Below are 11424 nucleotides of genomic sequence, written 5' to 3' on the forward strand. Positions count from 1 at the left end.
AACCTATGATTATTGATCAAAAAGATAATACGTCTATTATCACTCAGGAAAAAGCGACTATTATTGAATTGGTGAAAAAATTACAATCGCTTTATCCAAAATTCAAAGGCAATAATATTGTTATATCTTTAACCTCATTGCGGCCATTGATTTTGGAGGATATCCTTGAATTTTTACAATTATCGAATCAACACCGAAAATCTAAACATTCCTTTGTTATAGTAACCGATAAAATAGATTTGAATACGGTGCCCGACGAACTCATTGTAGTTCCAACGATGCAGGAGGCTTTTGATATTATTGAAATGGAAGAAATGGAACGTGACCTTGGATTCTAAAAAATTAATTTTTACGAGAATTCAAAAATGCAACAGAGTTAAACCGATATGAAATTAACGATTTTAGGATGTTATAGTGCTACACCACGAGCCTTGAATAATACCACGGCGCAGGTTTTGGAAATGAACAACCACATGTTTTTAATTGATTGTGGTGAAGGTACTCAGGTAGAACTCCGACGTCATAAAATAAAATTTAATCGCATAAAGCATATTTTTATCTCCCATCTGCACGGCGATCATTTTTTTGGGCTGGTAGGTTTAATTTCAACGTTTAGATTATTAACCAGAGAGGCCGATCTTCATATTTATGGTCCAAAAGGCATCAAAGAGGTGGTAACCCTACAAATGCGTTTGGCTGATTCGTGGACGAATTATAACCTGTATTTCCATGAATTGACCTCAAAAGAATCTGAACTCATTTTTGAAGACGACAAGGTTCAGGTTTACACCATTCCATTAGAACATCGCGTTTATGCCAATGGATACCTTTTTAAAGAAAAACCAGGTGATAGAAAACTAGATGTAAAAGCGGCTAAAAGCGCCAATATCAATAAAGCCTATTTTAAAAAACTGAAACAGGGTTTTGATGTGGAAAATGAGGATGGGGAAATCATACCGAATACTTCAGTAACATTAGACCCTAAAAAACCAAAATCATATGCCTTTTGTAGCGATACGGTTTACAAGGAAACTATTGTTCCGATAATTGAAGGGGTAGATGTATTGTACCACGAATCAACTTTTTTAGATAAACACGAGCATTTGGCGGAAAAAACCAAACATTCTACCGCAACACAAGCGGCTAAAATCGCTAAAAGCGCACATGTAGGGACCTTACTCCTTGGGCATTATTCAACACGTTATGATTCTATTGATCTCTTTAAAAAAGAAGCAGAAACGGTATTTAAATCCGTAAAACTCAGTAAAGACGGGAGAGTTTTTAATTTCTCTTAAGAACTTCTAAATCCAGCATCCAGGAAATAGCTTCATTAAGATTATTGCATAGTTTCATGGGCTTTTTGTAAAATCGTTCTTCAATTTCGGCATTGATGGCATTGGAATAGCTATAATAAACAATGGCACTGGCAGCGATAATATTATATTGTTTATCTACCCGGGCCCAATAATGAGGATTAACAGAATAGGAGTTTACCCGGTTGGGAATGTAACCTATACGAGAATCTTCACCATAATATTTAAAAAGTTCGCTTATTACAGCCTGGATTTTATCCCAATCAAAATGGATGCCTTCATTTAATTCAGACACAAAAAAAAGATCACATAAATAAAATGTTCCAAACGACATTTTAATCACATGCGGTTTTAAATGCTCAAAATATTCTGAATCTTCAAATTTCATAGTAACTTTGTTGGAGATTGTATTTGGTTTACAAAAATCTATGTTTAGAAGTAGATACGAATAGCAGCCAAAAAAAGATTATGAAAAAGACCTATGGAAAACGATTTAAGTAATTATAGAAAAGTATACGATAAAGGAACTCTGGAACTCAGTGAAGTGCCTGAAAATCCTCTGGAATTATTTCAGAAATGGTTTTACGAAGTAGATGCTCACTTTAACGGTGAAGAAACAAATGCTATGACAATTTCTACTTTGGGTTTGGATGGTTATCCAAAAAGCAGAGTGGTTTTGTTAAAACGATTTACAGAGGAAGGCTTCATTTTTTTCACTAATTATGAAAGTGAGAAAGGAAAGGCAATTGCTGCTAATCCCAACGTGTGTTTATCTTTTTTCTGGGAAAAAGCGGAGCGGCAGGTTATAATTAAAGGTAAGGCCGAAAAAATAGCTGATAATTTAAGTGACGGATATTTTGAATCACGCCCAAGAGGAAGCCAGTTAGGAGCCATAGTATCAAATCAAAGTGCGGTGATAGAAAGTAGGGAAGACCTTGAGAAGAAATTAGAAGCATTAGAAAAAGAATATAAAGGAAGCGAAATTCCAAGGCCAAAATTCTGGGGTGGTTTTATCGTAAAACCGGTGGAAATAGAATTTTGGCAAGGTCGCCCTAACAGATTACATGACCGGATAAGATATAAATTAAATGATGACTATTTTTGGAAGATAGATAGGCTTTCACCGTAAATATATGTTATTCAGCCTACAAATCATTTTTAAAATATCGATGAAAAGCATAAAAATCGGATAAAATGCATCTCTTTATCGATTTTATCGTCAAATAATTCTTTTTTTTCTAAGTAGATATTAACTTTGAGTGCGACCCAAAAAATACCTACTTATGAAGCTAGTAAAACTCTCCTTATTAATAGCAATTACAATTTCGGGGTTTTCTTGTTCTACAGATAGTTTGGAAGCTGCTCCTAACACCTTAGAACTAAAAACAACGGTTGTAAAAACGAAACCCATTGAGGTTGAAACGTTAAACCTGATCAATGAGTACCGTACTTCTAAAGGTTTAAGCCCTTTAAATAATATGAACATTATTAAGTCAGTAGCAGAAACGCATACTGATTATATGGTTGAAATCAATCAGGTTAATCATGATAATTTTTATGAGCGCAGTGCGTATTTAAAAGAAAACGCCGGAGCCACGAACGTTTCGGAAAATGTGGCCTACGGTTATACCTCGGCACAATCCCTGGTAAATGCCTGGGTAAATAGTGACTCACACCGAGCGAATATCGAAGGTGATTTTACGGATTTCGATATATCGGCAGAGCAAAATAGTGAAGGTAAGTGGTATTACACCAATATATTTATAAAAAAATAAGATGCTTTTTTGATTAAAAGCACGAAAACATAACCTTTCTAATGTCGTTTAAGTAGGACGTTTTTAGGTTATTATTGATAACTTAATTGTTATTGAATTTAGCTTTAGGTATGAAATCCTCCCAAATAATTGGGAGGATTTTTGTTTTTAGACCAATTTCACAATCTAATTTAAATAACTATAAATTAAGTTATTAGGGCCAAATTGAATTGAAGCAAATAAGTTAAAATTTAGTGTTACCCCAAATGCTTTTATTTTTTATTTGTAATCCTTCAAATAATACTATACCTTTAAAGCATTAACTTAAATCAACTAATAATTATACTATGGAAGGATATTGTGTAAAATGTAAGGACAAAAAGGAAATCAAAAATGCCGCTGAAGTAACCATGAAAAATGGAAGAAAGGCAATGAAAGGCGTTTGTCCAACTTGCGGAACAGGAATGTTTAGAATTTTGGGTAAAGCCTAAAAAAATAAAAAGGGAAGTTTTTAACTTCCCTTTATTTTTGCGTTTATCTTATTACAATTCATTAGTGTTTAAAAAAACGCTTTCTCTTTTAGTGGAAGCGTTTTTTTATACCTAATTCTTTATTATTCCATTTTAATAATAATGAATTGAGTACGTCTGTTAAGTTGATGTTGTGCTTCGGTACAGCGAATTTTACCATTACAATTGTTTACTAATCTGGTTTCACCGTAACCTTTATAACTTTCAATACGATCTGGAGTCACGCCATTTTTAATCAAGTAATCATACGTAGCTTGAGCACGCTCCTCAGAGAGAATTTGATTGTATGCATCTGTTCCTCTGGAATCCGTGTGCGATTCAATTTTTATAACCATACTTGGGTAAACATTCATCAACAGGTTTACAATACGGTCTAATTCATTGGTACTTTCTTCGCGAATATTATATTTGTTAAAGTCGAAGTAAATAGGATATAATTCTGTAAATGGTAATTCTTTTTGCTCTTTTTCCAGAACAAAGTTAACCTTAATTTTAGTTTCCGTTTCCGGAACACCTTTAGTTGAGACTAATTTAAAGGCCTCCAGAAAATCCATCTTTTTTGCTGTAACATTATAATTTACCTCACGATCGATATTAATTGCGAAGTTTCCGAGACTATCAGTTACTACCTGAGCCGACGCATTACCATCGTTATCAAAAATTTCAATTGTGGCATTAGCTAAAGGTGTTGCTTTTTTATCTGTAACAAAACCTTCTAATTTTAAAGGAAGAATCCTTTTGTAGGCATAAATATCATCTCCACCAACACCACCAGTTCTATTGGAAGCAAAATAGCCGGTAAGACCATCTGGACTCATAAAAAATGAGAAGTCATCTTTACTTGAGTTAACGGGTACACCCAGATTAAATACTTGAGTGATATTTTTATTTTTATCCAGAACAGTTCCGAATATATCAAGTAAACCTAATCCCGGGTGGCCATCGGAAGCAAAAAATAAAACGCCTTCACTATTTATAAAGGGGAAACGTTCATTTTTTGGTGTATTAACTATAGGTCCTGCGTTTACAGGTTTTCCGTAAGTGCCGTCAGCGTTTATATCTACATAAAATATATCGCTTCCTCCATAACTTTTGAGACCATTTGAGGCGAAATAAAGTCTGGTTTCATCAGAATTCAATGCCGGATGTGATGTTGAGTAATTTGCACTATTGAATGGTAATTCAACAATATTTGTCCATTTCCCATCAACAAACGATGCTTTATAAATCTTTAAGTTGGTAATGCCTTCAGCATCTTCACTCAAAACCTGGTTATTAAAGCCATTTCGAGAAAAATACATGGTTTTTCCATCCTTAGTGATGCTCAGTGTACCTTCATGAAAAATCGTATTAACATCGCCTTTTATTTTATTTTTTTGGTCAACCAGAGAATCAGAAATGCTATTGGTAACATAAATATCCAGGAATGGCTCGTTGTTCCAGCCATAGATATTTTTCACAAGAACACCGCGGTCTCTAGAGGAAGCAAAATAAACTTTTCCATTATTATCTATAGCGCCAAAATCACTGAATTTAGAATTCAGACCTACGGGTTTTAAAAAATATTTTTGTTTGGCATTAAAAATAACGTTTAAAAAATCTTTATCATTTTCTAGATGCGTATCGTTTACAAAACCGCCGGCCTTTTTAAAGCGACGCATATTTTGTCGGTAGCCTTTATAATTTTCTACACCGCGTAAGGCTTGAGCGTAATTATAGTAGTAGGCTACAGGAATATTTTTTTGTTCAACAACCTTTTCATAATATACTACGGCACTATCCGGATTACGCATAAAGGCATAACAATCAGCTAATTGTCGTGTATTATAATCAGCATTATAATTCTTATCTACTAATTTCTTATATGCTGTGGCAGCATCAGCAAATGCAAATTTATCGAATAGTTGATCTGCTTTTTTTTGTGCGCCATTTTGCGCAAATGAAAAATGACTTACAAACACCATAACTACCAAAAGTAACTTTAGGTGAAAATGAGATAAATCTTGAATAGTAGTACGTTTAGGCTGCTTCACAAAAAAGATATTTATTAGTTTTTTATTCCATTTTTTCCACAATGAACTTTGTGCGACGATTTAATTGATATTGTTCTTCTTTACAATTTTTATCATCGCCACAATCCATGGTAATTAATTTGCGTTCACCAAACCCTTTATGAGAGGTAATTCGAGCAGGATCAATACCATTCGAAATTAAATATTCATAAGTAGAATTAGCACGATCTACAGATAATTTATCGTTGTAAGATTCCGTACCTCGAGGATCGGTATACGATTCAATGCGAATCACCATATCAGGATATTTATTGGTCATCAGATCAACAATTTTATCCAATTCTTTCGCCGCATCCGGACGAATATTAAATTTATCGAAGTCGAAATAAATCGTATTGAGTTCGGCCAATTTTACTACGTTTGGCTTTGGATTCAATAATAAATTAGCGCGAATGCTAGTAAGCTCCGTTTGAATATTTTTTGATGTGAATGTTCTATAATCGTCAATATATTTATCCTGATTAGCAACGATTTTATAGTCTTGATTACGATCAATATTGATTTGATAATAACCTTTTTCATCCGTTTCCATATAGGCTACCTGTTCACCTTTATCGTTGAACAAGGTTATCCTTGCAAACGGAATAGGTTTGGTATTAATAGCATCAGTTACCACGCCCTCAACATGTAATTCAGGTTCTCTATGGTAGGCGTAAATATCATCACTACCACGACCGTTTTTTCTATTTGAAGCGAAATAACCTGTAATACCGTTGGGATTCATAAAAAATGAAAAATCGTCCATGCTTGAGTTTACCGGCGTTCCCAGGTTTATGATGCTGGCTATCTCATCTTCATTTTCTCCTTTTATGGTAGCGAAAATATCCAGTAAACCCAGACCCACATGGCCATCGGAAGAAAAGAATAAAACACCTTCGTTATTAATAAATGGAAATCCTTCGGCGTTTGGTGTATTAACAATAGGACCAACATTGGTTACATTGGAAAGGGTTCCATCCGGATTGATATCACAATACCAGATATCAGAACCTCCCAGTGTTCCTTTTCTATCAGAGGCAAAATATAGTCGTGTATCATCGTTGTTTAATGCCGGATGTTGCGTCGAAAAGCTATTGCCATTTATAGAAAGATCTTCAATATTTGTCCACTTGCCATCAACTAAATGAGCGCGGTAGATTTTCATATTGGTGAGTCCTTTTCGGTCTTTCGTTTCTATATCTTCATTGAAGTTGTTTCTGGAAAAATACATGGTTTGACCATCTTTTGTAATGGTTACGGGACCATCATGGTAAACGGAATTAACATCACCAGGAAGCTTATTATTGTAATCCACGTTTTTCTTAGATTTTGCGTCGGTTACATAAACATCTAGAAAGGGTTGTTCATTCCAGCCATAAAGTCTTTTGATGCCTAAACCCTCATCACGTGAGGAGGTAAAATATACCTTTCCGTTTTGTTCGAAAGCTCCAAAATCACTGAATTTCGAGTTGAAATACACGCGATCCAAAAAATATTGTTGCTTGGCGGTAAAGATGGAAGAAATAAAATTTGCATCTTTCGAGAAATCATTCTTATTGACCACGCCTCCTGAATCCTTGTAACGTTTTAACCATTCCTCAGATTCATCATATTTTTTTAAACCACGTAGGGCCTGGGCATATTTGTAGTAATACTCAATAGGAACATGCTCCTGTTTTACAACGGTTTTATAATAACGCGCTGCATTTCTGGGGTCCCTCAAAAAGGTATAGCAATCGGCTAATTGCCTCATGGCATAATCCTTATTGTAATTATTTTGAACAAGTTCCTGGTATACCTTCGCAGCTTTAACAAATGAAAATTTATTAAATAAAGTATCTGCGCGGCGTTGCTTTCCCTGTTGAGAGAACGCCGTGAAACTTATCAGAATCACAATGCAAAAAAGCTTAAAATCTTTAAATTTCATGATACCTATTTTTTAAAAATAGCGCGGTGACTTCAATTTAGAATTCATAAACTTGAATTCGAAAATAACTAATACTTCATGCGTCCCTGAGGTAAATCTGGCAATTGGAGATATGGGTTTTTCATAAGCATAACCAACACGTAATTGGCGCGAAATTTGGAAATCAACAATACCGCCGATGGCCTCAGCTTGATAATTTATTCGATATGAGGCACCAATCCAAAATTTTTCGTAGAACAAAAAGTTCGCCGTTAAATCGTATGAAAGCGGAGCACCATTGGTTACTTTGACAAGCGTGGTAGGTTTGAATTTAGTATTTTCACTAATATCCAAAACACCACCTACAGTTAGATAATAACTGATACGATCTATAGCTTCAAAACCATTTTTAGTGTTTTTATCCGTATTTAGAATACGTGGAGCGGATAGTCCGGCATAAATTCGGTTTGTGGTGTAGTAAATTCCAAGGCCAACATTAGGAGACCAACGGTTTTCAATACCATAAATCGTGGGATCGAAACTTTCGTAATTACGAAAATCATCGTCCAGACTATATTGAGTAAAACCACCTTTAATACCGAAAGCCAGTTTTCCTTCCTGACCTGCTGGAATAGCATATGAAAAATCGCCATATAAATAGGTGAAATTTTCAGGACCAAGATCATCTTCAATAAATGACAATCCTACACCAACACGATCATTTCGGGTAGGCGAGTGGATGGATAAGGTTTGGGTAATAGGGCCACCTTTAAATCCAACCCACTGACTTCTATGAAGTCCGATAATACTTAGGGCTTCCCTACTTCCTGCATATGCAGGGTTAATAGAAATCGTATTGTACATGTATTGCGTAAACTGTGGCATTTGCTGGGCAAATCCAATACCGCTTAGGAGCAATACAAAAGCAATGATGTTAAACTTAAAACTTCTCATAGGTTAAATTATTTGGTTCCTAAGTAAACCGGACCTGTAATTGGGTTCAATCCACTATTTTTTAGGGTTATTATGTAGTAATAGGTTCCATTTGGGACTTTACCATTATTACCAACTGAACTTTTTGGGGAAGAACCATCCCAGCTTCCTGTTGGAGCTGGTGTTCCTTTTTCAAATTCATTGATTAACGGATAATTATCTGATTTGAATACGCGTGCACCCCAACGGTTGAAGATTTGTACTTCAGCTTCAAATCCACAGAGATCAATTCCTGAGATGTAGAAGTAGTCGTTAATACTATCACCATTCGGTGTAACCGCTTTTGAAATTTCTATATCATTTTCACCACAAGGTAATACCACACAATCGGCATTAACATTCATCGTAATATCATATACATTGATACAACTTCCATCTGTGGTTGTGTATTTGAAAACGTAATCAATACCACCATCACTTGGTAAGAATGTTTCGCTCACCTCTAAACCGGATGGATCAAATACTCCTTCTGAACTCAATGTAGCTGCGGTATCGCCAGAAATCATTTCCCAGGTACCATTGGTATTTGTATCCGGATCTAAAAGATCAGTTAAGTTTAAAATACCGTCGTCAAAACATCTGTCCGGAGCAGTAATTTCAGTGATGATCTCATCTCTAGACACGTTAATAACTTGTGTGAAGGTAGCTTCATTACTACAAGCATCAGTTGCAGTCCAGGTTCTTGTGATGACATAATCATCAATAGAATTTGGATCAAAAGTGCTGGTTTCATTAAATTCTACAGCAACATTATCAGCACAATTATCTGTAAAGTCTAATTGAGGAACATCAGGAATGTTAAAACAACTAGCGTTTACTATTTCTTCATAAGGTGTAGCCACCTCAGGAGCTGTAGTGTCCTGTACCGTAATAGTTTGAACATGTTCAGTACTTAAACCACATTCGTCTATGGCCGTATAGGTTCTTGTTATCGTATACGAATTCGGACATTCACCATCAGTTCTAACATCTTGAACAGATACTGTTGCATCGCCACAATTGTCTGTAGCTGTAATGGCAGCAGGATCCGGAATGGCATCACATTCTACAGTGATATCTGCAGGAAGACTTTGCACAAAGCTTGGTGCAGTAGTGTCCTGAACCATTATGGTTTGCACGAATACCGTTGTTAGACCACATTCGTCAGTAGCTGTCCATGTTCTGGTTAACGTATAATTTGAAGGGCAATCACCATCTGCTCTATCTTCACTGTAGGTTACCGTAGCGGAACTACAGTTGTCGGTAGCCGTAAGAGTTGGAGCCGTAGGCACAGCATCACATTCCACCATAAGGTTGGTATTTGGAAGTGTTTCAACGAACGTAGGTGGCGTTACATCCTGAACCGTAATAGTTTGTGTATGAACAGTAGTTAATCCACATTCGTCAGTTGCAGTCCATGTTCTTGCTAAGGTATAGCTAGAAGGACATTCACCATCAGTTCTAACTTCATTGTATGTTACTACAGCAGCACCACAATTATCAGTAGCTGTAAGTGTTGGGGCTGTAGGCACAGCATCACATTCAACCGTTGTATCAGCAGGTAAGGCTTCAACAAAAGCAGGAGGTGTTGTATCCTGAACCGTAATTGTTTGTGTATGAACAGTAGTTAATCCACATTCATCAGTTGCAGTCCATGTTCTTGCTAAGGTATAGCTAGAAGGACATTCACCATCAGTTCTAACTTCATTGTATGTTACTACAGCAGCACCACAATTATCAGTAGCTGTAAGTGTTGGGGCTGAATGTACAGCATCACATTCTACTGTTGTATCAGCAGGTAAGGCTTCAACAAAAGCAGGAGGTGTTGTATCCTGAACTGTGATGTTTTGCGTATGCGTAGTAGTTAATCCACATGCATCAGTTGCAGTCCATGTTCTTGCTAAGGTATAGCTAGAAGGACATTCACCATCAGTTCTAACTTCATTGTATGTTACTACAGCAGCACCACAATTATCAGTAGCTGTAAGTGTTGGGGCTGTAGGCACAGCATCACATTCAACCGTTGTGTCAGCAGGTAAGGCCTCTGCAAAAGCAGGAGGTGTTGTATCCTGAACTGTGATGGTTTGCGTAAAGTCAGCAGAAACATTACCACAAGCATCGGTAAAGTTCCAAATTCGAACTTGAATATATGCATTAGGACAATTCGGATCCGTAGTTGTATTATCGCTAACAAGGTTAATAGTAACTGTTGAACAATCGTCAGTTGCGGTTGGTGCTTGGGCCAGAGCGGCAGCAATTCCATCGGCATCACTACATTCTAGAGTAGCATCTAAATCACCCGAAGCATTATCCACAATTGGTGCAGTTGTATCTTTAATAAGATATGTAGCCGTAGTTGTAGATGAATTTCCACAGCCATCAGTAGCAGTAAATGTAACTGTTATCGGGCCATTATCACATTGTACAGAAGTATCTGAACCATAATCATTCGTCCAGGTTACGTTGCTACAAGTATCAGTAGCCGTTGCTCCAGCATTGGAATTCAACCAGGCTTCTAATTCAGTTTGTGTATCACCAACACCACATTCAATTTCAATATTACTTGTGTTAGTATTATCGATCACAGGTGCTGTTTGATCAGAACCGGAGTAGGTAATGGTCTCATCAGCGAGTGTATTACCACAATCATCAACCACGTTGTAGGTATAGACTAAGGTCCAGCTACAATCATCACCGGTTTGTGTTGTATCAGTAAGATTTACTGTAACGTTATTACAGTTATCACTATAGTTTGCAGCTACAGTTACAGGATCGAACGGATACACGGTTTGTGCATCAGCCGAACATACATCGACATTGGTATCTCCAACAGGAGCAGTACCTGTAGGTGCCGTTTGATCAGAACCGGAGTAGGTAATGGTCTCATCAGCGAGTGTG

Annotated in this window: 10 protein-coding genes; 5 read left to right on the forward strand and 5 right to left on the reverse strand. The window is 36.4% G+C overall.

Translation table 11 applies throughout. The features are described from left to right. Nucleotides 1–5: 5 nt before the first annotated feature. Nucleotides 6–338, forward strand: coding sequence for a ribonuclease Z (locus tag ABD682_RS11790; protein WP_344741602.1), 333 nt, complete (start codon nt 6–8; stop codon nt 336–338). A 48-nt stretch (nt 339–386) separates the two neighbouring features. Continuing rightward, nucleotides 387–1295, forward strand: coding sequence for a ribonuclease Z (locus tag ABD682_RS11795; protein ID WP_344741603.1), 909 nt, complete (start codon nt 387–389; stop codon nt 1293–1295). Here the strand turns inward: ABD682_RS11795 and ABD682_RS11800 are convergent. Further along, nucleotides 1282–1701, reverse strand: coding sequence for a hypothetical protein (locus tag ABD682_RS11800; RefSeq protein WP_344741605.1), 420 nt, complete (start codon nt 1699–1701; stop codon nt 1282–1284). The two genes, ABD682_RS11795 and ABD682_RS11800, sit on opposite strands and share 14 nt — an antisense overlap. 93 nt (nt 1702–1794) lie before the next feature. Between ABD682_RS11800 and pdxH the strand changes: the two genes are divergently transcribed. The 3 genes from pdxH (at nt 1795) to ABD682_RS11815 (ending at nt 3558) form a co-directional block, all read left to right on the forward strand. Continuing rightward, nucleotides 1795–2442, forward strand: a complete 648-nt coding sequence (gene pdxH, locus ABD682_RS11805) for a pyridoxamine 5'-phosphate oxidase (protein ID WP_344741606.1) — start codon at nt 1795–1797, stop codon at nt 2440–2442. A 154-nt stretch (nt 2443–2596) separates the two neighbouring features. Further along, on the forward strand, nt 2597–3088 hold the full coding sequence (locus ABD682_RS11810; protein ID WP_344741608.1) for a CAP domain-containing protein: 492 nt from the start codon (nt 2597–2599) through the stop codon (nt 3086–3088). A gap of 326 nt (nt 3089–3414) precedes the next feature. Beyond that, nucleotides 3415–3558, forward strand: coding sequence for a DUF5679 domain-containing protein (locus tag ABD682_RS11815; protein WP_344741610.1), 144 nt, complete (start codon nt 3415–3417; stop codon nt 3556–3558). 122 nt (nt 3559–3680) lie between these two features. On the opposite strand, the gene ABD682_RS11820 is transcribed toward ABD682_RS11815, so the two are convergent. The 4 genes from ABD682_RS11820 to ABD682_RS11835 all read right to left on the reverse strand — a co-directional run. After that, nucleotides 3681–5630, reverse strand: coding sequence for an OmpA family protein (locus ABD682_RS11820; protein WP_344741611.1), 1950 nt, complete (start codon nt 5628–5630; stop codon nt 3681–3683). 22 nt (nt 5631–5652) lie between these two features. Next, a complete protein-coding gene (locus tag ABD682_RS11825; protein WP_344741612.1) occupies nt 5653–7575 on the reverse strand; it encodes an OmpA family protein in 1923 nt (640 codons plus the stop codon). A gap of 12 nt (nt 7576–7587) precedes the next feature. Beyond that, entirely contained in the window at nt 7588–8508 is a 921-nt protein-coding gene (locus ABD682_RS11830; RefSeq protein ID WP_344741613.1) for a PorP/SprF family type IX secretion system membrane protein, read from the reverse strand. A gap of 8 nt (nt 8509–8516) precedes the next feature. Then, nucleotides 8517–11424 (reverse strand): T9SS type B sorting domain-containing protein (locus tag ABD682_RS11835; RefSeq protein ID WP_344741614.1); only part of this gene is annotated, 2908 nt, incomplete at its 5' end.

Source organism: Gaetbulibacter aestuarii, assembly GCF_039537665.1.
GTDB classification, from domain to species: domain Bacteria; phylum Bacteroidota; class Bacteroidia; order Flavobacteriales; family Flavobacteriaceae; genus Gaetbulibacter_A; species Gaetbulibacter_A aestuarii.